This window comes from Brachyspira aalborgi (genome assembly GCF_008016455.1).
In the GTDB taxonomy this organism is placed as follows: domain Bacteria; phylum Spirochaetota; class Brachyspiria; order Brachyspirales; family Brachyspiraceae; genus Brachyspira; species Brachyspira aalborgi.
The window spans coordinates 1,144,175-1,166,151 of record NZ_SAXU01000001.1 but is presented as its reverse complement, the minus strand read 5'-3'; the positions used below and the strand labels follow the sequence as shown (position 1 = coordinate 1,166,151).

Below are 21,977 nucleotides of genomic sequence, written 5' to 3'. Positions count from 1 at the left end.
TAGTTTTATATAATTGGCTTCTGTCCGATTTTATAATATATAGTAGCTTTTAATTTACTTTTGTATAACTATTATAAAACCGTCTTTACGGCAATCGTCTATATCATGATATTCTATTACATTCATATTTAAATATTTACAAAGTTCTAAAATATCTTCGGTTATTAATTTTGTTATATGCAATATTATAATAAATTTTTAATTATTTTTGATAATTTTAAAATAAAAAACCGTCCGTAAATTTTTACGAACGGTTAAAATTTATTTAAGAAGTTTATTATTATGCTAGAGATTTTTTAGCCGCTTCAACCACAGCTTCAAAAGCTTTATAATCGTCTATCGCCAAATTGGATAAAGCTTTTCTGTCTATTATAATATTAGCCTTTTTTAAGCCGTTTATAAATTTACTGTAAGATATTCCCAAAGGTCTGCAAGCCGCATTAATACGCAATGTCCATAATCTTCGCATCATTCTTTTTTTCTGTCTTCTATCTCTATAAGCGTATTTTAATCCTCTTATTACGGCTTCTTTAGCTTGTTTCATTTGCTTACTGTGAGAACCGTAATAGCCTTTAGCCATTTTTAATATTTTTTTAACTTTATGTTTTCTTACCGTTCCGCTGACTGCTCTCATTTTTATCTCCTTTATTATCCGCCATAAGGCATTAATCTTGGCATTTCAGCCATATTTGTATCGTCCGCTATTTTAGCTTTGCGATATTTTCTCTTCGTATCGGGTCTTTTATGTAAAAATTTATGACTTCCGAATGCATGAGCAAATTTCACTTTTCCGCTTTTAGAAAATCTAAAACGCTTTTTTGCTCCGCTTTTAGTTTTCAACTTATTTCTCATAGTTTTTCCTCTTTAATTCATTTTTTAATTTTAATTTATGCTCGTCTATACATATGATAAGTATGCATAGTTAGTGGGCTTAATTATTCTATATTTTCCTTATTTTCTTTTTTATCCGATTTACCAATATCCGAAGAAGTTTTTTTAACTTTAACGGGATTTAAAACCGTAGATAAATTTTTTCCTTCCAATTTTGGAGGCTTTTCAGTAGTGGCTTCGTTTTCCAAATCTTTCATAATTTTAGCGATAAGGTCATGCCCAAATTCCGTATGAGCCATTTCTCTGCCTCTAAACATTATCGTAATTTTAACTTTATTTCCTTCGCTTAAGAATTCATGAATATGTCTCATTTTAAAGTTATAATCATGAACGCTTATTTGCGGACGCATCTTAATCTCTTTAAGTTGCGCAAGTTTCTGTTTCTTTTTAGCTTCTTTATTTTTCTTTTGAAGCTCAAATTTATACTTACCGTAATTTATTATCTTACAAACGGGAGGCTCGGCATTAGGCACTATTTCCACTAAATCCGAATTCTCTTCTCTAGCGATAGCAAGAGCCTCTTTAGTATTCATAATACCTAAACTTCCTCTTTTATCATGCACTACCCTGACTTCTTTAGCCGTAATAAATTGATTAATTCTCTCTCCTTCTTTTCTTACGGTTGCCATTATTTCTCTACCTCATGTAGAAAATATAGAATCATTCATTCTCTCCTTAGATTCCTTTTTAAGTTTTTCTATAAACTCAATTAAATCTATATCCTTTAATTCTTTGGAAGAACGGGTTCTAACGGATAACTTTCCGCTTGATAATTCTTCCGCTCCTATTATAACCGTATATGGAGTTCTTTGCAAGCGGTATTTTTTAATTTTAGTTCCCAAATTATCGTTTCCATCGTCAATTTCAACTCTAAAATTTTCGTTTTTAAAAGCGTTTGCTATTTCCTTAACTCTCTCTATTTGATTTTTATCATTCAAAACATTTACTATAGCGACTTGTAAAGGCGACAACCATAAAGGAAATTTTCCATTATAGTGTTCGGTTAATATTCCAATAAATCTTTCCATAGAACCCAATATCGCTCTATGCAACATAACGGGAGTATGTTTTCTTCCGTCTTTTCCTTCATAGCTTATTTCAAAACGTATTGGAAGAGAAAAATCAACCTGCAAAGTTCCGCATTGCCAATTTCTATCTAAAACATCTTTAATATTAAAATCAATTTTCGGTCCGTAAAAAGCTCCGTCTCCTTCATTGATTTTATAAGTGATATTTAATTTATCCAAAGCGTTAATAAGAGAATTTGTGGCAAGTTCCCAAGCTTCTTCAGTGCCTATAGATTTTGCAGGACGCGTAGAAACAAATATTTCAAAATTCTTAAATCCAAAATCTTTATAAACCGACAAATAATAATCTATCGTATTTATAATTTCATCCGCAAGTTGTTCTTCGGTGCAGAATATATGAGCGTCATCTTGAGTGAAAGCTCTAACTCTAAAAAGTCCATGCAAAGCTCCCGAAAGTTCATGCCTGTGAACAAAACCCAATTCTGCGACTCTTAAAGGCAAATCTCTATAACTGTGAATATTAGAATTATAAACTATTAAACCGCCAGGACAATTCATAGGCTTAATTGCAAATTTGGTTTCGTCTATTTCGGTAAAATACATATTTTCTTTATAATTATCCCAATGTCCGCTTCTATGCCATAATTCTTCGTTTAGAATCGCGGGAGTTTTTATTTCGACATATCCTCGCTTTTCATTTTCTTTTCTTATATAAGATTCAACTTCTTTATAAATAATCATTCCTCTTGGATGCCAAAAAGGAAAACCAGGTCCTTCATCATGAAAACTAAATAAATTTAATTCTTTTCCTAATTTTCTATGGTCTCTCTCTTTTGCTTCTTTAAGTTTTTTCAAATAATTATCCAAAGATTCTTTACTTTCAAAAGCCGTGCCGTATATTCTAGAAAGCATTTTATTATTTGAATCGCCTCGCCAATAACTTCCCGCAACAGACATGAGTTTATAAGATTTTAAATAACCCGTAGATGGAACATGCGGACCTCTGCATAAATCGATAAAATCTCCCTGTTCATAAAAAGAAACCGTATCGGCGTCAATATCTTCTATTATTTCGACTTTATAAGGTTCGTTATTTTTCTTAAAATATTCTATAGCGTCTTTTTTAGTCATTATCTTTCTAACTACGGGAATATTTTCTTTTATTATTTTTTTCATTTCCGCTTCAATTTTAGGCAAATCTTCGTCAGTAAAAGGTTTGTCGGTATCGAAATCGTAATAAAAACCGTCTTTAATTGCAGGACCTATTGTAACTTGAACATTTGGATAAAGTCTTTTAACCGCTTGAGCCATCAAATGACTCGTAGAATGTCTTAATATTTCAAGTCCTTCATTCGTTGTCGTAAATATCAATTCTAAATCTCCGTCAGTTTCTGGTATATATGTTAAATCTACTTCTTGCCCATTAAATTTAGCGGCGATTGTATCTTTTGATTCTTTTTTAGCGTTTTGCTTAATAAAGTCTAATAAAGACATTTCTTTAGGCATATCGTAGGATTGCCCTGAAAAATTAATTTTTGACATAAATACCACCTTCAAATTGGCGCTTTAATTTATATTATAAAATTTAAGCGAATAATTTTAAGTATTTTAACATATATAAATTTAATAGTCAACTTTTAAATGTTATTTTTTGTTAAAAAAATTATTAAATCTAACAGAAGTAAAATAAAACCCCCGACAAATATAAAATTTATCGGAGGATTTAACATGAATAATAATATTTTACTTATCTTGCAGTATAAGCAACCATTGTCATCCAAGACAAAGGTTTATTATAGTGAGGCAAGAAGAAGAAATCTGATAATGCAAACTGGTCTACAGTCATACCGTTTTGTATTGCAAGCGAGAATGCATGAATCGCTTCGGCATGATTATGTTTTGAAGCTATTTGCGCTCCTATCATTCTTCTGCTTCCTTCTTCGTATATTATTTTTACTAATACATCTTCGTAAGTAGGCATAAACTCAGGTCTTTCGGCGTCTTTAAAGAAATTGCTTTTTACATTTAAGCCTTTTTTCTTTGCCGTTTCTTCAGACCAGCCCGTTGAAGCCATATTATAACCGAATACGCAAATCGCATTAGAGCCTTGAGTTCCGCAATATTCCACATGTCTTCCCAAAGCGTTATTGGCGGCTACTATTCCCATTCTAACGGCGTTTGTAGCCAAAGCGATATAATCTTGTTTTTCAGAAGCTCTTGAATATACGGTAGAACAGTCTCCTATTGCAAATACATTAGGGTCTTTTGTCGTCTTCATTGTAGTGTCTACTACTATAGCACCGTTAGGAAGAGTTTCAAGATAATCTTTATACAATTCGCTATTTGGTCTAAATCCTACCGACATAACTACCATATCTACATCGTAAGAGCCTTTATCGGTTACAACTTTTTGAACTCTAACAGAACCTTCAAATTTTTTAACCGTTTCGCCTAAATGTAATTCTATGCCAGCCTCTTTAATTCTTTTTTCCGCTTCGTCTGTAATTTCTTTGTCGAAATAGTTTGCCATAACTCTTGGCATAGCTTCCATTAATATAACTTCTTTGCCATGATTTTTGAAAGCTTCTACCAACTCAACGCCTATATAACCAGCGCCTACAACCATAACTCTTTTAACTTCGGGTCTTTTAATCTCGTCAATTATTTCTTGTCCTTGTTGGAAAAGTTTAGAGAAGAAAATTCCCTCTTTCAAACCGTATTTTGTTCCAGGTTGCATCAAACCTTCTATAGGAGGAGTTACTGGCCAAGAACCTGTGGCAAGTATAAGTTTATCGTAATTATCTTCAAACTCCTTACCCGTTATCAATTCTCTAACCGTTAATTTTCTGTTAGCCCAATCGATTTTAACTACCTCATGTCCCATATGAACATCTATGCCTTCTGATTTTAAGCCTTCAGGATTTGCATAGAATAATCCTTTCGGGTCTTTTACTACGCCGCCTACCCAAAGAGCGATACCGCATGCCAAAAACGATATATTATCATTTCTGTCGTAAGTTACTACGGTAGTGCTTGAGTCAACCGCCTTCAATGTTTTTGCCGCCCATGTTCCAGCATGGTTGCAGCCTATTACTATAACTTTCATGAACTTAACCCCTTTAATTTTTTTTGAAATATAAGTTTACATTTAATTAATATTATAGTGCAAAATAGATACTTAGTCAAGCTATATTATTGTTTATTAATAATAATTTTATTTATATTATTAATTTTAGATATAATAATTTCACTAATTAATTATTATTATTTATTTATGTACTTTCTAATTTTTGACTTGAAAACTGTAAATTCTCTATATATATTTATAAAATAAGGATTAAAATCTAAATCTTTGCAATTCGATAATTTTTTAATAAATAATTTTGTCCAAGTTAAAAGATGCAAAGAATGAAATTTAATTTTTTTATTTTCTCCGTTTAATCTATAATTACAAAAATGAATTTTATTTTCAAAAAATATTTTCTTCAATTTGTATTTTCCTTTTTTCAGCATTTCAAATTCAGGCTCTCCATAAACTATTGCAGAATCAAAAATAGAATCGTTTACAATTTCGCTTAAATCTCCAATCGGATCTTTTATGCTCGAAAAAAATTCTCTCGATATATCCATATCCGAAATACTTCCCACAACTCCATTATTTATTCTGTCGGCTTTATAATACATATCTTTTAATTTATTAAGTTCGTTTTCGTTAGTATATTTGAATAATAAATATTTTGAAAATTCGTCTAAAATTTCAATATCTTTAATATGCATAGTTAAAGCCAAATTATGAGCGAGAGATATTTTATAATTTGAAAATGGATTTAAAGCTTTATTCAAATCGGAAAATATTAAAATGTCGCTATCGATATGCAAACATTCTTTTATATTATATTCTCTCATAAAATCTCTCAATATAATCCATCTTAACATACAAAACATTTCGTAATTAGGAGCGCTTTTTCCAAGATGAATATAATTTTCTTTAAAACTTTTAGATTCTAAACTTTGTATTTTAGATATATCAACAAAAGTGGAATATTTAGAATATTTTTTATTTTCTTTATCGGATATTAAAAATATTTCGGAGTTTGGATTTGTTATTTTTATTTGTCTTAAAACATATAGCAAATATTTAGCAAATCCCATATGTATTATTACTATATTCATAATACATACCTTGAATATATTTTTAACAATGCGTTAAATAATTTTATGCAATAGAAAAAATTAAATAAACATAATTTTAGCGTTGACGGTTGACGGTTGACGGTTGACGGTTGACGGTCACACAGTTATAAGATAAACGATTATATAACATAATAAATAAATTATATAATAAAATATTATTTTGTCAAGTTGTTTTTATAAAAATAAATAAAAGAGGCTTTTAAATAATATAAATATTCAAAACCTCTTTAATAATTAAAATCAATATAAAAATAATTTATATGCTTTGTCGTATCGATTGAGTAGCTTCTACTATATTTTTTAGACTCGGTTTAATTTCTTCCCATTTGCGAGTTTTTAATCCGCAGTCTGGATTTATCCATAGTTGTTCTTTCGGCAAAACTTCTAACAAAGCTTTAATTTGATTTTTGATTTCTTCAACGCTTGGTATTCTTGGGCTATGAATATCATATACGCCAGGTCCGATTTCATGAGTATAGCCGATTTTTTTGAATACTTTAAGCAATTCGTTTCCGCTTCTTGTCGTCTCTATACTTATTACATCGGCGTCAAGTTTTTCAATCGTTTTAATAATATCGTTAAACTCGCTATAACACATATGAGTATGAATTTGAGTCTCTGGTTTTGCTATAGCTGTGGCAATTTTAAAACATTCTAACGCCCATTTTTCGTATTCTTTAATATTTTCGGTTCGTAGAGGATAGCCTTCTTTAAAAGCGGCTTCATCGACTTGAATAATCTTAATTCCCGCTTTTTGTAAATCGTCAATCTCGTCCATAATGCCAAGAGCTATTTGTTTACATACAGATTCCCTGCTAATATCGTCTCTAACAAAACTCCAATTTAATATTGTAACCGGTCCCGTAAGCATACCTTTCATAATCTTTTTTGTAAGACTTTGAGCGTAAGTTATCCATTCTACCGTCATTGCTTTTGGACGAGATATATCTCCGTAAATAATAGGTGGTTTTACGCAGCGACTGCCATAACTTTGCACCCATGCATTCTTACTAAATACAAAACCTTCCATTTGTTCGCCAAAATATTCTACCATATCGTTTCGCTCTGGTTCGCCATGCACCAATATATCTAATCCAATATCCTCTTGAAAAGTAACGCAGTCTTTAATATAATTTTTTATACCGTCTTTATATTCTTTTTCGGCTATATCGCCTTTTTTATATCCTAATCGTAAAGCTCTAATTTCTGGAGTTTGAGGAAATGAACCAATCGTAGTGGTTGATAAATTTGAATATCCTAACTCTTTATGTTGTATTTTTATACGCTCTCTATATGGAAGCGAACGCTCTTTTTGATTTATTTTATTTATTCGCTCTCTAATAAATTTATTATTGGTTTTATCGGAACTAGAACGAGATAAATTAATTTGTTTATTTTTTTCTAAAAAGTCTTTTACTTTAGAGTTTATTCCGTTTTTAAAAACTTCTTCTAAAATTATAATCTCCTCAATTTTTTCTTTGGCAAAACTAAACCAAGATAATATTTCTTCGTCTATTTTATCTTCGTTATCTTTACTAAAAGGCGTATGCAAAAGCGAACAAGACGAACTTACTACAATATTGTCTTTCGTAATAATACTGCCGATTTTTTCAAGCAATTCAAGTTTATATTCTATATTTGCTATCCAGATATTTCTACCGTCTATAATGCCAGCGTAAAGGATTTTATCGCTTTTAGAAAATTTTTGAAGAATATCAAAATTTTTATTTCCAGCTACAAAATCTAAACCTAAAGCATAAATATCGCTTTTGAGTAAAATCTCGCTTGATTCGTTACTATGTTCAAAAAATGTGCTGACAATAGCCTTAATGCCTTTTGCGCTAATTTGATTATATACTTCTTTAATTTTACCAAAAAATCTTTTATCTTCTCCTTTCACGAATATCGGTTCGCTAAATTCAACTATTATATTTGAATCTAATTTAACTATTTCGTCAAGTAATAAAAAATATGCGTTTTTTACTTTCTCAAAAATTGTATCAAAATCATTAGAGTCAAATTTACTGAGCGCTATAAAAGTAAAAAGTCCTATGAGACATATTTTTGGTTTATATCCTAATTCTTTAGCTTCTTTATATTGCTCAATTATTGGATTTGGATTTATTTTATAATTATCATTAACGCTTAATTCAGGAACGACATAATGATAATTTGTATTAAACCATTTTGTCATCTCGCAAGCCGCTCCATTCTTATGTCCTCTTGCCATTGCAAAATACAATTCTAAACCCTCTAAATCTTTAAACCTTGAAGGTTTAGCACCAAGATAATACGCTATATCAAGCATATTATCGTATAAACTAAAATCATTGACGCATACGAAATCTAAATTTTTCTGTAAACTCCAATGTTTTGCTCTCAAGTCTTTAGAAACTTTTTCTAATTCGTTTTCATTGACTTTATTGCTCCAAAAAGCTTCTAATGTCTTTTTTAATTCTCTGTTTTGTCCGATTCTTGGAAATCCGATTATATTGCTCATAGGCAACTCCTTAAATAAAAAATTTAATATAAAACTCTAGAATTCTTTAATATTTAAAAAATTCTATAAATTATATCCTTAATTAAAACAAAGGAGTGAGCTAATCCAGTGCGCTCGACTCGATTATTTGTATAGGTATTCCGACTTCGCCAATTATTTTTGGACTTTACGGTTGCGTGCCAGCAAGGGATTTTCACCCTTATTTCCCCTAAATATATACTTTAAACCTTAAGTTTAAGTAGCTTTTAATTATAAAAAAAATTATTATAAAAGTCAAGTTATTTTTTATAATATCTATTCATAATATCGTCAAAAATTTTGCAGGCTTCAAAAAGAATATAATCGCATCCATTTATTGGGCTTCTATATTTTTCAACTAAAGGAATGCAATTAGTCTCTCCCGTTTTTTCCTGAAATCTCGTTATAAATTCTAATTCTATTTCTTTTAAAAATGAACTTTCATGTCCTTTGTCTATTATAAAAGCTTTTGAAAACGCCATTATGCATCCCGTTATTATTCCGCAGGTAATTCCTACTCCCATTCCGCCTCCGAAACCCGCAGCCATTTTCAAATCGTTTTTGTCTATTCCCAAATCGTATATTTCATTAGCTCCATATAATATTTTTTCGGCACAATTTAAATCTTCCGCTTTGCCAAAACCTGAAGATAAATATTCGTATAATCCCATAATTACTCCAATTATATAATTTAAATAAAAATCGTTTGAACTAAAATCATATAAATTACAGTTCCAACTCCAATGCTTATTAAAACATTTCTTTTAATAATATGCAAGATAATTATAATCGCTATAGAAATTAATTCGGGAATTCCATAAGGATATTTTATTAAATTAACTTCTTTCAAACAATAAATTACAAGCAAGGCAATCATTGAATAAGGCATCATATCGCCTAAAAATTTTATATATTTTCTTTCGGCTATCGATTTTCTTATTATTACAAAAGGTAAAAATCTTATTATTACTGTAGCAAAAACTATTATAAGAGCCGTTATTAATAATTCTTTATTATTCATTTTTCTCTCGTAATTTATTATATTTTTCTATATTATAAATTATTGTTATAATCGCAAATATTAAAATCATAGCAAGAATTATAAAAGTATTCGTTTTAAATATTAATATCGGCGTTGAACATATTAAACCTATTATTGAAGCTTTTCTCCCTTTATTTTCAAGCCATTGTTCCGTGAATATAACTATAAATAATGCCGTTAAAACAAAATCCAAACCTTTAGTATTAAATTTTACAAACTCTCCGAGCAAACAACCGATTAAAGTTCCGATAACCCAATAAGAATAATCCAAAAAAGAAACTAAAAATAAAAAATATTTTCTATTTATATTTTCTGGAATTTTTGCGCTATATAAAATTGAAAAAGTTTCATCCGTCATAAAAAATATTAAAAAAGGTTTCAATATTCCCGTATTTTTATATTTGCTAACCATAGATATTCCCTCAAAACTCATTCTCGAATTTACGGTTAAAGTTAATATAAAAGCGTAAATTGGATTAAACGATGCTAAAAATAAATAATTTGCAGCGATATATTGCATACTTCCGCAATATGCAAATAAACTCATAAAAAGCGCAAGCCAAGTCTCGAATCCTTTCGCTTTCATTAATATTCCATAAGCGATAGACAAAAATAAATAACCTATTAAAACGGGAACGGTTATAGGAAAAGAATATTTTAAAGCTTTAATTAAATCTTCTTTATTCATAAATATTAAATCATATTTTATATTTTTAGAATTTTAATAAAATAAAGTTAAAGTTAATTTATAGAAAAAACTATTTTTTTAATAATTTTTCTATAGTTTCGTCAAGCTCTTCAGGTTTTACTCTCGAATCAAATCTTCCTGCAATTTTTCCTTTTCTGTCTATTAAAAATTTTGTGAAATTCCATCTTATTTTTTCTACGCCTTCTTCAGTCGGTTTTTCGCTTTTTAAATATTGATATAAAGGTTCGGCTTCTTTTCCGTTGACTTTTATTTTATCGAATAATTTAAATTTAACTCCGTAATTTTCTTCTCTGATTTTTAATATTTCCTCTATAGGTTCTTTAGCCTGTCCTCCAAATTGATTACAAGGAAAATCTAAAATCTCAAAACCTTCTTTTTTGTATTTTTTGTATAATTCTTGCAATGCAGGATATTGTTTTGTAAATCCGCATTTTGTCGCTGTGTTTACTATTAATAAAACTTTTCCCTCGTATTTGCTTAATTTAACATCTTTTCCGCTATAATCTTTTACGATATAATCATATACGCTCATTTTTTTATCCTCATTTTCAAAATTTATTTTTTATTTATTATATTTTTAATTTAAAAATTTATCAATAAAGAATTTATAATAAAATTATTATAGCGATTAATATATCTTTATAAATTAAAACGACTTATTTTAAAAGTGAAAATTTTTACTAATCTTTAAAATAAAAAAATTAAAGAATTATAAAAAGTTATTGACTATTTAAAAATAATTCTTATCTTAAGTATAGAAATAAATTAAAAAGTTGAGATGTAAATCCAACGAGGAGCATATTATGAAAAAACAAACAAAACGCTTATTCTATGTAATAGCCATAGCTATAATGGTAGCCGTAATTTCCGTAGCTTGTAAGAAAAAACCAACCGCAGTTACTGAATTCCAAATTGCAGACACTGAAAATTTTGATACGAACAAAGCGCCAGACCCTATTAATCCAGACCCAGTTGACCCTACGCTAGATACGGAAAAAATACCAGCCCCAATTTACCCTACGCTAGACACGGAAAAAATACCAGCCCCCGTTAAACCAGAACAAACTATAACTGAAGATACCGCATTACTTAAAGGCAAAGACGGAGTTTATACTGATAAAGCAAATCATAGATATAATACTAATATGCCAATTACATTCCCTAATGGAGCTAAAGGATATAAAGAATATAATAATTATTTAGTAACAATTACGGTAGCAAACGGAGCAGTTTCATTGAGCGGCGGACCTTTCAATGACTACGATTACAAAAACCTTAAACCTTATACTAAAACTTGGGGAGATGGTTTTAAAGCGTTGTATAAAGACGGTAAAGAAGTTGCTCATGTAAAAATTGATGGTAATACTATACAAGTGCATGTGTCAGCTTTAGGAAATTTAATATTTAAGGCGACTAGATAAAAAATATAGAAAAAATAAAATATAGAATAAGGCAATTAAAGACGATGCGTGAAAATGTGTCGTCTTTCTTTATTGTAGATTATAAATAAATATTTTCTTAAATAAAATTTATTTTGACAAACTTTCAATATTTTAGTATAATAAAAAAATGATAACAGTTATTATACCAATTTACAATGTATCAAAATATTTAAAAAATTGTTTGGAAAGCGTAATTAATCAAACTTATAAAAATTTAGAAATAATTTGTATAAATGACGGCTCAACTGACAATTCGTTGCAAATATTAAAAGAATATAAAGAAATAGACGAAAGAATAATTATAATCGATAAAAAAAATGCGGGCGTGTCTGAGGCAAGGAACGATGGAATTGAAAAAGCGAGCGGAGAATATTTATTTTGCGTAGACGGAGACGATTATATAGACGAAGATTTTTTTGAAAAATTTTATAATAACGCTAAAAAAAACGACAGCGATTTGGTAGTATTAAGCAGTTTTTGGAGTTTAGATAAAAGAATAAATAAAAATCATGGTTTTCATTCGGCGCTTCCTACTTGTTCAATGTTTATAAAAAGAAAAATTTTACAAGAAAATAAAACTTTAAGATATCCTTTAAATGTGCAACCAGGCGAGGATGGAATTTTTTCGCATAAACTTTTAATGTTCGTTAAAACCGTTAGTTTTGAGTATAAAGCAAATTATCATTATGTTAAAAGAGCGGGACAGGATTCTCAAAGAGCGATTAAAGAGCCTAAAATATTGTCGGTAGCGATAAAAAAATGGTTTGAGATTTTGGAAGAATTTTATAGCGAATATAATTTTTGGAAAAATAAATCTCTATCTTTTGCAAAATATATCGAACAGGAAGTTTTTCTTGCATTTAGAACGAAAAATTTTAATAAAGAAGACGAAAGAAAAATTTTTGAAATTATAAAAAATACTTTAAATAAAGTTATAAAAAATATTGATAAAGAAGATTATAAATATTTTTCTAAAGAATTTATAGATTTAATAGAATCCGCATCGATTAAAGAATATTATTCAAAAGTAAAATATAGATATAATTATTTAAGATTTTCAATATTTTCAAAAGATATTTCGATTCGTTATAAAGAAAATAGATTTAAATTTTATAAAAACGATATTGTTTAGAGGTAATTTTATGGATAAAATAAAAGTAGCTTTAATAAAATGCGATAATTACGAATTAAGCGAAGTAAAATCGGCTATAAATAGAGGAATCGATTTGCTCGGCGGAATAGATTTATTTATTAAAGAAGGCGATAAAATTTTATTAAAACCAAATTTACTCGCTTCAGAATCTGCAGAAAAATCTGTCACTACTCATCCCGTAGTTTTTGAAGCTATAATTTCAATTTTGCAAGAAATAAAAGAAAAGAAAAATATTAAAAAAATTTCTTATGGCGATTCTCCTGGAATTGGAAAAGGAATTTCTGTAGCTCAAAAATCGGGAATAAGCGAAGTTGCCGAAAAACTAAATATTGAATATGCAGATTTTGACGAACCTATCGGCGTAAGTTTTAACGAAGGAATAAAAGAAAAAAGTTTTACTATTGCAAAACCGATTTTAGAAGCCGATACGATAATAAGTTTGCCAAAATTAAAATCGCATGCTTTAACGATTATGACGGGAGCGGTAAAAAATCAATTTGGTTGCATCCCGGGATTTAGAAAAGCGGAGTATCATTTGAAACTTCCCGATTTTGACGATTTTTCTACAATGCTTTTAGATTTGAATAAATTAATTAATCCGAAATTATATATAATGGACGGAATTATGGCTATGGAAGGAAACGGTCCAAGAAGCGGAAACCCAAAAAAATTAAATGTTTTATTATTATCTTCGGATGCTATCGCTTTAGATTATGTCGCATCTCAAATAATCTCTTTCGATTATAATTTAATTCCAACAATAAAAATGGGATTTAAACTCGGATTTTCAAATAAAGAAAATATTGAAATAGTCGGAGATAATATTGAAAGCATTAAAGTTAATGATTTCAAAAAACCGCATAAAAGAATCGGAATTGGAAGAAGTTTAATGAAGTTAAGCGCATTTCCAATAATAAAAAGATTATTCGCTATAATGATACCGAAACCCGTAATAGAATATAGCAAATGCGTAAAATGCGGCGTTTGCGTTAAAGTTTGTCCTGTCACTCCGCTTGCGCTTAATTTTAATAAAAAAGGTAAAAATTATCCGCCTGAATATTATTACGATAAATGTATAACTTGCTATTGTTGTCAGGAATTATGCCCGCATAAAGCGATAATTTTGAAAAGAAAATTTTAATTTTAAATTCTGATAAAAAATTTTTAATTTAATTTATATAATACCGTTATTTATAGTATTGATAAAAGTATTTTTTGTAATATAATTTTAAATTATTCTTAAAAATAAATTCTTTAATAAAGGATAAAATCAATGAATTTGTTTGAAATAGATTTTAATAAAGATAAAAAATTTGTCGGCGAAGATTTTAGATATAGAAGAAAACTTTTAGTTATTCTTTTTGTATGCGTTTTTATATCCGCTTTGCTTTTAATAAGATTATTTTATTTGCAAATAATAAAGAATAAATATTATAGCGGTTTATCAAGAAACAATAAAGAACAAATAATACCGATTGAAGCTCACAGAGGCGAAATATATGACAGAAACGGCGTTATGGTTGCGGAAAATGTAAAAGTTTATGTTATGTATATGATTCCCGTTTATTTGCCTAAAAATTATTTTGAAAGAGAAGAGCTTTTATATAGAGTTTCAAAAATATTTGATATAGATTTAGGACAGATAAAATCTATTTTAGATAAAGTTCCTAAAAATAGTTACGAATCAATAGAAATAGCTAACAATATTACTATGGAGCAGATTAGCTATTTAGCCGAACGCTCCGAAGAATATCCAGGCGTTTATTACGGAAGTAAATCTGTTAGAAATTATCCGCTTGGCGAGACTATGACTCATATTTTGGGTTATATAGGAAATATATCGCAAGAAGAATTTGAAGATAAGAGAGCCGAAGGTTATAGAAGAAATAGCATGATTGGAAAAGAAGGAGTCGAACAATTTTACGATAGAGAACTTCGAGGAATTGACGGATATGTTCAATGGATAGTTGACTCAAGAAATAGAGTTAAAGAAACTATAAGTCCTGCAGTCGGAAGACCGATTCCTGGAAAAAAACTTATTTTAAGCATTGATTCAAAGATTCAAAAAGACGCCGAAGATTTATTATACGGACAAGTTGGAACTATAATAGTATCGCGTCCTACAACGGGAGAGATTCTTGCAATGGTAAGCGCGCCTTGGTATGACCCAAATATATTTATAGGAAAAATCGACAGAGAAAAATATGTAGAACTTATAAATAATCCAGCAAATCCTTTTTGGAATAAAGCTATAAGAGGTAGATATCCTCCAGGCTCAACTTTTAAATTAATATTGTCTTCAGGTTCGCTTGCAGAAGGAAGAATTACTGCAAACACTACAAGATTTTGCGGCGGAGGAATGCCTCTTGAAAATAGATTTTATAGATGCACTGGAGAGCATGGTTATGTAAATATGTATAGAGCGATTCAATATTCATGCAATACCTATTTTTATAATTTAGCTTATGAACTTGGACCAAATTTTATAAAAAAATACGCTGAAATATTCGGCTTCAATTCTACAACAGGAATAGATTTGCCAGGCGAAAAAATAGGAGTAGTTCCGAGCGCAGATTGGAAGAGAAGGAAAATAGGCGAATATTGGTGGGATGGCGATACTTTGCAATATGCTATTGGGCAAGGTTATATGTCCGCAACTCCTATAGCCGTTCATATGGCTACATCGGCAATTATAAACGATGGCGTTATGTATCGTCCTCATGTCGTTAAAGAAATAAGAAGTTCGCAAACTGACGAAGTTATATACAATAACGATAAAGTTGTAATTAAAAAATTAGATATTCCTCAAAATGTATTTACCATAGTTAAAGAAGGAATGAGAATGGCTGTAGACGGCGGAACTGCAAGAAATGGAGCTTGGTCGCCTTATGTTAAATTGGCTGCAAAAACTTCAACCGCTCAAACCGCACAAGGTAAGGACCATACTTGGATTACTATTTTCGGACCTTATAATCAAAGACCAACGGACGATATGGTAGCGGTTACGGTTATGCTTGAACATAGCGGAGGCGGAGGAGGAAGCACGGCGGGACCAATCGCTACGGCAATGTTGCGTTCTATACTTTCGGGCGAGAATGCCATTAATGTTAGAAATTCAATATATAATAGAATGCAACTCATATACGAGCAATTTAGACTTCAAAGAGAATTGGAAGCTTTAGAAAATAGCGAAAGCGAAAAAAATGACGAAGAAAAAGGCGGAAAAAAATCTAAAAGAGAAGAAGATAATAGGATAAAATATGAATGAAAAAAGAGAGATAAAAAAATTATTTATATTTGACTTTAGAATATTACTTTCAATAATATTTTTAATGATAGCTGGCGGAGTCGCCGTTTATTCTTCCACTTATTCGGCTGAAGCGAGCAGAATGAGTTGGCTTTTTTTGAAATATTTATTCTTTTCTTTTACGGGCTTGGTTATTATGTGCATAACTATGTTTATAAATTATACAAAATTAGCCGAGCATAGAATGTCTTTATATATTCCAATGATTGCGCTTTTAATTTTAGTTTTAATTCCTAATATTGGAACTACGATTAACGGAAGCAGCAGTTGGCTTTTTGGAATGCAACCTTCGGAGTTTGGAAAATTAATTATGATAATATTTTTAGCAGGATATTTAGACAAAATAGGAGATAGAATAAAAGAAGAAAAATATTTTGCTCTTGCGGGTTTGTTTATAGTTATTCCAATAGCTCTCGTTTTGATGCAGCCAGATTTGGGAACTGTTTTGGTTTATTGTTTTATAGTTTTCGTTATGCTTTTTGTCGGAGGAGTTCCCATTAGATACATTGTAGCTTTGATGAGCATAGGAATAATAGGGCTTTCTATTCCAATGTTTTTAGAATATAAAAGAATGTCGGACGATATAAATAATGTTCTTTTTAATTTTTTATCTCAAAGAATTTATATAGGTTATCTTGCTGGAATATTATTATTTATAGCGGTTTTACTTTTAACGATTAACTTTTATATGAGCAATAAATATATAGAATTATTATCTTTTATGTTTTTCGTTTTATTTTTAAGCTTGTGCGCCGCTTTGGTATTCGATATAGGATTAAAAACTTATCAGAAAGAAAGGCTTTTAGTATTTATGAATCCTCAATTAACAAGATTAAGTTCGGGTTATAATATAATTCAGTCTTTAATAGCCGTTGGAAGCGGAGGATTATTTGGAGAAGGATTTTTAAACGGAAGCCAATCTCAATTAAATTTTATTCCTCAACAGGTAAACGATTTTATTTTTTCAAATATATGCGAAGAATGGGGATTTATAGGAAGCGCTTTAGTCGTTATAGCTTATGCGATAATTTTTATAAGAGGAATAACAGTCGCTTATTTTGCAAAAGACAGACTCGGAGCTTTAATAGTCGCGGGAATAATAGCTATGTTTTTATGCCATGTTATAATCAATATAGGAATGGTTGTGGGAATAATGCCTATTACGGGATTAACTTTGCCTTTCGTAAGTAGCGGAGGCTCTTCAATTTTAACTTTTTCAATGTCTATAGGGCTTATATTTAATGTCGAGGCAAGAAGATATGTTCATTAATAATTTACAATTTAAAAATATATTATAATAAAGTTTCAAATTATGAAAAGCAATATTTTAACTGAAAAAATTTTAATAGTCGATTCAAATATAGATTACGCTAAATTTATACAAAACGCCTTAAAAAAAGACGGATATTTATGTTATATTGCCGTATCTTATGAAGAAGCGATTAATTTAACTTATGAGAAAATTCCAGATTGCATTATTGTAGATTATATGCTTCCTTTCGGCGGAGCTTTCAGATTAGCGGAAAGAATAAGCGCGGATAATCTTATAAATAATACGGTTATACTTTTTATGACGGCAAACGACAATAAAGCGGAATGTATAAAATCTTTTGAATGCGGAGCTGACGGATTTTTTCAAAAATCAATCGACATAGATATTTTTTTATTAAAAATGAAATCCTATATAAGATTAAAAAAAGCCGTTGAATCAAATATAATGTATATGGATATATTAAAAAAAGACATTGAATACGCTTCAAAATTGCAAAAAAGCATTCTCTCTTATGGAAATGTTTCAATACCAAAAAACGATATAGCGATTTATCATTATGCTCCAAACGAAGTATCGGGAGATTATAGCGGAATAAAGCAGATAAATGACGGTTGTTATGCAATTTTGCTTGCCGATGTTTCAGGACATGGCGTGGCTGCGAGTATGCTTACAATTTTAATAAAATCTTTTTTTGATTCTCATGCGATTATCGATTCAAAAAATACTTCTCCATCAGTTTTTTTGAAAGAATTAAATAATTTTTTTATAGACGAAGGTTTTGATAAAAGTTTATTCGCTTCGGTATTTTACGCCGTTTATAATAATGAAACGGGATATTTTTTATTTTCTTCGGGAGGTTCGCCAAAACCTTTATATTATTCTAATTTTTTTAATAAGATTGATTTTTTAGATATTGACGGTCCTTTAATTGGAATGACTGAAGAAAGCAAATATACGGAAACAAGCATAAAACTTGCTCATAATGACACTTTATTTTTATTTACGGATGGCGCTTACGAGATATTTGACGACAATAATAAAATGCTTGGAGATGAAAAATTAAAATCTATATTTTTAAAAAATATGCATAAAAATATTAATGTAATAAAAGATAATATAATTCGGGAAATAAAATACTTTTCAAATAATTCTCTCACTGACGATATAAGCATGATATTATTAAGAAGAACCGATTAAAAAATTATAACAAAATATTTTTTTATTTCGATAATATATTAGTTGACATATTATTATTTTACATGTATTATATTTATATTGGCGGTGATAATAAATTATGAAATTGAAGATAGGAATTTTGATTATAGTTAATTTAATAGCTTTCATAGCTTTGCTTTATATGTTCGATGTATTCGGCGTTGTAAATTATTATACTTTAATGCGAACGAGAATAGCGCCAAATGTTCCGCTTTTATCGAGATTTATAAGCAAACCGAGAGTGGAAGATATGTCGCTTTTGGCAAGAGACGATTTAGCAAAAATGCGAGAATCTTTTAATTTGAGAGAAAAAGATATTGAGGCTCAAGAATCTTTAATTGCAAGCAGGGCGATTGAATTAAATTCACAGTCCGAATTAATAGAACAAGACAGACAAAATTTATTAAGCGCTTGGTCTAATTATCAGGCTACTATGGACGCATCTTCGCAATATCAACTTGTTCTTACAGATTTGGCAAATAAAATTAATAGTATGCCTCCTCAAAATTCTGTCGCTCTTCTTAATCAGTTGGCTCAAAACGGTTCGGACGATTTGGTTATAGATGTTCTTTTAGAAATGGATTCCATAGCCGCTACGGAAGGACGAAATAGCACAACCTCTTATCTTTTAAGTTTAATGGACGCATCGGTTGCGGCAAGAATACTTGAAAAATATGAAGCGAGAACAAATCCAAGAAATAATACCGTTCCTTCTTCGCCAAACGATTTTCCTTCGTATCCTGATTCCGATATGCTAAACGATGCCGTAATTGATATGGGAACATAAAAATATTTATTTTAAAAAATAGTTTTTCTATATTGAAAATAATACTTATAAGTTTAAATTAATATTTCAATTATAATAAAATACTGATATTTATAATTTGTAGCAAACTATTAAATAAAAGAATTTGTAAAAAAACGCTTGACTTTAAAATAAAATAATATATTATATTTGAATATTTATTTAATATCGCGGGGTGGAGCAGTTGGTAGCTCGTTGGGCTCATAACCCAAAGGTCATAGGTTCAAGTCCTGTCCCCGCTAATAGTCTAACGACTTTACGGCGGCGTGGCTCAGGTGGTTAGAGCATGCGGCTCATATCCGCAGTGTCAGGGGTTCAAGTCCCTTCGCCGCTAATTATTTTATAAAAAAGGAAGGTGAGTTAATTGGTAAGAGTATTCGCTAACGAAGGAGAACCTGTAGAAAGCGTTATAAAAAGATTTCGTAGAGCATGCGAAAACGAAGCTATTTTACAGGAATTAAAAGAAAAGCAATTCTATAAAAAGCCTTCTCTCGAAAAAAAACTTCAAAGAGAGAAAGCTATTAAAAGAATGAAAAGAAAAATCAAAAAAGAAAGACGATTAGGTTTATTATAAATCTAATCAATCTATACTTGAAAATATTTATTTTTTATCGTATAATATTTACGATTTTAAAATGAAAATATTTTAAATATAGAAAAAATTATTAATATTTAATATTTGTTTGAAAGGAGAAAATTTATGGCAGCAAAACAGCTATTATTTGACGAAGAAGCCAGACGCTCGCTTATGAGAGGAGTTGACGCTTTGGCTAATGCGGTAAAAGTAACTTTAGGACCAAGAGGACGAAATGTCGTTATAGACAAAAAATTCGGTCCTCCGACAATTATAAACGATGGCGTTACAATCGCTAAAGAAATAGAATTGGAAGACCCTTTTGAAAATATGGGCGCTCAAATTGTTAAAGAAGTCGCTACTAAAACTAACGATGTGGCAGGAGACGGTACCACAACCGCTACGGTTTTGGCTCAAGCTATGGTTAAAGAAGGACTTAAAAATGTTACAAGCGGCGCAAATCCTATGCTTATTAAAAGAGGAATTGAAAAAGCGGTTAATGAAATAGTCGCTCATATAAAGTCGGAAGCGAAACAAATTAAAGGCAAAGAAGAGATTGCTCAAGTTGCGACAATTTCCGCTAATAATGATAATGAAATAGGCGAGCTTATAAGCGATGCTATGGAAAAAGTAGGAAAAGAAGGCGTTATAACAGTTGAAGAAGCAAAATCTTTGGAAACTAATTTATCATTGGTTGAAGGTATGCAATTCGATAGAGGTTATATATCTCCTTATTTTGTAACAAATGCCGACAGTATGACAGCGGAATTGGAAGACGCTTTAGTTTTATTATATGAGAAGAAAATCTCAAATATGAAAGAACTTCTTCCTGTGCTTGAAAAAATCGCTCAAACGGGAAAACCTTTCATTATTATCGCCGAAGATATTGAAAGCGAGGCTTTGGCAACTTTGGTATTAAATAAAATGAGAGGCGTTTTGAATGTATGCGCAGTTAAAGCGCCAGGTTTTGGAGACAGAAGAAAAGCTATGTTGGAAGATATAGCAATACTTACGGGCGGACAAGTTATAAGCGAAGATTTGGGAATGAAACTTGAAAACGCTACTTTAGAACAACTTGGAAAAGCTAAAAAAATTACCGTTGATAAAGAAAACACGACTATAGTAGAAGGCGGCGGAAAGAAAGGCGAAGTTCAAGCGAGAGTTTCAGTAATTAAAAAACAAATCGAAGAAACGGATAGCGATTACGACAGAGAAAAATTACAAGAGAGACTTGCAAAACTTTCGGGCGGAGTCGCGGTAATTAATATTGGAGCCGCTACTGAAGTTGAAATGAAAGAGAAAAAAGCGAGAGTTGAAGACGCTTTATCCGCTACAAGAGCGGCTGTTGAAGAAGGCGTAATTCCAGGAGGCGGAATAACCTACTTGCATGCTCAAGCTAAATTAGATTCTATAAAATTAGAAAACGCTGACGAACAGGTTGGAGTTAATATAGTAAAAAGAGCTATAGAAGAGCCTATAAGAATGATAGCGGCAAACGCTGGTTTGGACGGTTCTGTAGTCGCTATAGAAGCTAAAAAGCAAAAAGGCAATATGGGATTCAACGCTCTTACAAACGAATGGGTTGATATGTTGAAGACGGGAATTATAGACCCTGCTAAAGTTTCAAGGAGCGCTCTACAAAATGCAGCTTCAATAGCGAGTCAAGTTCTAACCGCTGAAGTTATCATTACAGACATACCTGAACCTGAAAAACCTATGCCGCCAATGCCTGGCGGAGGAATGGGCGGTATGTATTAATAATTAGCCTCAAATATTTTTATAAAGATAAAGCCCTGATATTTTGTCGGGGCTTTTTTATATTTAAA

21 protein-coding genes and 2 tRNA genes are annotated in these 21,977 nt (G+C 30.3%); 11 read left to right on the top strand and 12 right to left on the bottom strand.

What is annotated here, in order from left to right; all coding sequences use genetic code 11:
- Positions 1 to 54: 54 nt before the first annotated feature.
- The 12 genes from EPJ79_RS11890 to EPJ79_RS05170 form a co-directional block, all read right to left on the bottom strand.
- Positions 55 to 183 carry a hypothetical protein gene (locus EPJ79_RS11890; RefSeq protein ID WP_274595994.1) on the bottom strand — a complete coding sequence of 43 codons (129 nt, stop codon included), beginning with the start codon at positions 181 to 183 and terminating at the stop codon, positions 55 to 57.
- Positions 184 to 280: 97 nt separating this feature from the next.
- Entirely contained in the window at positions 281 to 634 is a 354-nt protein-coding gene (gene rplT / locus EPJ79_RS05220; protein WP_147527881.1) for a 50S ribosomal protein L20, read from the bottom strand.
- Between the two features lie 14 nt (positions 635 to 648).
- Positions 649 to 852 carry a 50S ribosomal protein L35 gene (gene rpmI / locus EPJ79_RS05215; RefSeq protein ID WP_021957961.1) on the bottom strand — a complete coding sequence of 68 codons (204 nt, stop codon included), beginning with the start codon at positions 850 to 852 and terminating at the stop codon, positions 649 to 651.
- Between the two features lie 83 nt (positions 853 to 935).
- On the bottom strand, positions 936 to 1,520 hold the full coding sequence (infC, locus tag EPJ79_RS05210; protein ID WP_147738693.1) for a translation initiation factor IF-3: 585 nt from the start codon (positions 1,518 to 1,520) through the stop codon (positions 936 to 938).
- Between the two features lie 12 nt (positions 1,521 to 1,532).
- On the bottom strand, positions 1,533 to 3,461 hold the full coding sequence (gene thrS / locus EPJ79_RS05205; RefSeq protein WP_147738692.1) for a threonine--tRNA ligase: 1,929 nt from the start codon (positions 3,459 to 3,461) through the stop codon (positions 1,533 to 1,535).
- Positions 3,462 to 3,666: 205 nt separating this feature from the next.
- Positions 3,667 to 5,025 carry an FAD-dependent oxidoreductase gene (locus tag EPJ79_RS05200; RefSeq protein WP_147738691.1) on the bottom strand — a complete coding sequence of 453 codons (1,359 nt, stop codon included), beginning with the start codon at positions 5,023 to 5,025 and terminating at the stop codon, positions 3,667 to 3,669.
- Between the two features lie 158 nt (positions 5,026 to 5,183).
- Positions 5,184 to 6,092, bottom strand: a complete 909-nt coding sequence (locus tag EPJ79_RS05195; protein ID WP_147738690.1) for a hypothetical protein — start codon at positions 6,090 to 6,092, stop codon at positions 5,184 to 5,186.
- 277 nt (positions 6,093 to 6,369) lie between these two features.
- A complete protein-coding gene (gene metE, locus EPJ79_RS05190) occupies positions 6,370 to 8,613 on the bottom strand; it encodes a 5-methyltetrahydropteroyltriglutamate--homocysteine S-methyltransferase (RefSeq protein ID WP_147738689.1) in 2,244 nt (747 codons plus the stop codon).
- A gap of 278 nt (positions 8,614 to 8,891) precedes the next feature.
- On the bottom strand, positions 8,892 to 9,302 hold the full coding sequence (locus EPJ79_RS05185; RefSeq protein WP_147547557.1) for a C-GCAxxG-C-C family (seleno)protein: 411 nt from the start codon (positions 9,300 to 9,302) through the stop codon (positions 8,892 to 8,894).
- A gap of 20 nt (positions 9,303 to 9,322) precedes the next feature.
- Positions 9,323 to 9,652: a branched-chain amino acid transporter permease gene (locus EPJ79_RS05180; protein WP_147527952.1), complete on the bottom strand. Its 330-nt coding sequence runs from the start codon at positions 9,650 to 9,652 to the stop codon at positions 9,323 to 9,325.
- Entirely contained in the window at positions 9,645 to 10,361 is a 717-nt protein-coding gene (locus tag EPJ79_RS05175) for an AzlC family ABC transporter permease (RefSeq protein WP_147738688.1), read from the bottom strand. The genes EPJ79_RS05180 and EPJ79_RS05175 overlap by 8 nt, the downstream gene beginning before the upstream one ends.
- Before the next feature lie 70 nt (positions 10,362 to 10,431).
- Positions 10,432 to 10,914, bottom strand: coding sequence for a glutathione peroxidase (locus tag EPJ79_RS05170; protein WP_147738687.1), 483 nt, complete (start codon positions 10,912 to 10,914; stop codon positions 10,432 to 10,434).
- Positions 10,915 to 11,185: 271 nt separating this feature from the next.
- Between EPJ79_RS05170 and EPJ79_RS05165 the strand changes: the two genes are divergently transcribed.
- From EPJ79_RS05165 to groL, 11 genes are all read left to right on the top strand, one after another.
- Positions 11,186 to 11,803, top strand: a complete 618-nt coding sequence (locus EPJ79_RS05165; RefSeq protein WP_147737489.1) for a hypothetical protein — start codon at positions 11,186 to 11,188, stop codon at positions 11,801 to 11,803.
- Between the two features lie 148 nt (positions 11,804 to 11,951).
- Positions 11,952 to 12,956 (top strand): glycosyltransferase family 2 protein, encoded by a 1,005-nt coding sequence (locus EPJ79_RS05160; protein WP_147738686.1) that lies wholly within the window; start codon positions 11,952 to 11,954, stop codon positions 12,954 to 12,956.
- Between the two features lie 10 nt (positions 12,957 to 12,966).
- Positions 12,967 to 14,118, top strand: a complete 1,152-nt coding sequence (locus EPJ79_RS05155) for a DUF362 domain-containing protein (protein WP_147738685.1) — start codon at positions 12,967 to 12,969, stop codon at positions 14,116 to 14,118.
- Between the two features lie 132 nt (positions 14,119 to 14,250).
- Positions 14,251 to 16,245: a penicillin-binding protein 2 gene (gene mrdA / locus EPJ79_RS05150; RefSeq protein ID WP_147738684.1), complete on the top strand. Its 1,995-nt coding sequence runs from the start codon at positions 14,251 to 14,253 to the stop codon at positions 16,243 to 16,245.
- Positions 16,238 to 17,554, top strand: coding sequence for an FtsW/RodA/SpoVE family cell cycle protein (locus EPJ79_RS05145; RefSeq protein ID WP_147738683.1), 1,317 nt, complete (start codon positions 16,238 to 16,240; stop codon positions 17,552 to 17,554). The genes mrdA and EPJ79_RS05145 overlap by 8 nt, the downstream gene beginning before the upstream one ends.
- Positions 17,555 to 17,596: 42 nt before the next feature.
- Positions 17,597 to 18,754: a SpoIIE family protein phosphatase gene (locus EPJ79_RS05140; RefSeq protein WP_147738682.1), complete on the top strand. Its 1,158-nt coding sequence runs from the start codon at positions 17,597 to 17,599 to the stop codon at positions 18,752 to 18,754.
- A gap of 97 nt (positions 18,755 to 18,851) precedes the next feature.
- Entirely contained in the window at positions 18,852 to 19,559 is a 708-nt protein-coding gene (locus tag EPJ79_RS05135) for a periplasmic-type flagellar collar protein FlbB (protein WP_147738681.1), read from the top strand.
- 187 nt (positions 19,560 to 19,746) lie between these two features.
- Positions 19,747 to 19,819, top strand: a tRNA-Met gene (locus EPJ79_RS05130).
- Positions 19,820 to 19,837: 18 nt separating this feature from the next.
- A tRNA-Met gene (locus tag EPJ79_RS05125) sits at positions 19,838 to 19,911 on the top strand.
- Positions 19,912 to 19,941: 30 nt separating this feature from the next.
- Positions 19,942 to 20,151 carry a 30S ribosomal protein S21 gene (gene rpsU / locus EPJ79_RS05120; RefSeq protein WP_147527149.1) on the top strand — a complete coding sequence of 70 codons (210 nt, stop codon included), beginning with the start codon at positions 19,942 to 19,944 and terminating at the stop codon, positions 20,149 to 20,151.
- A 126-nt stretch (positions 20,152 to 20,277) separates the two neighbouring features.
- A complete protein-coding gene (gene groL, locus EPJ79_RS05115) occupies positions 20,278 to 21,909 on the top strand; it encodes a chaperonin GroEL (RefSeq protein WP_147558309.1) in 1,632 nt (543 codons plus the stop codon).
- Positions 21,910 to 21,977 lie beyond the last annotated feature (68 nt).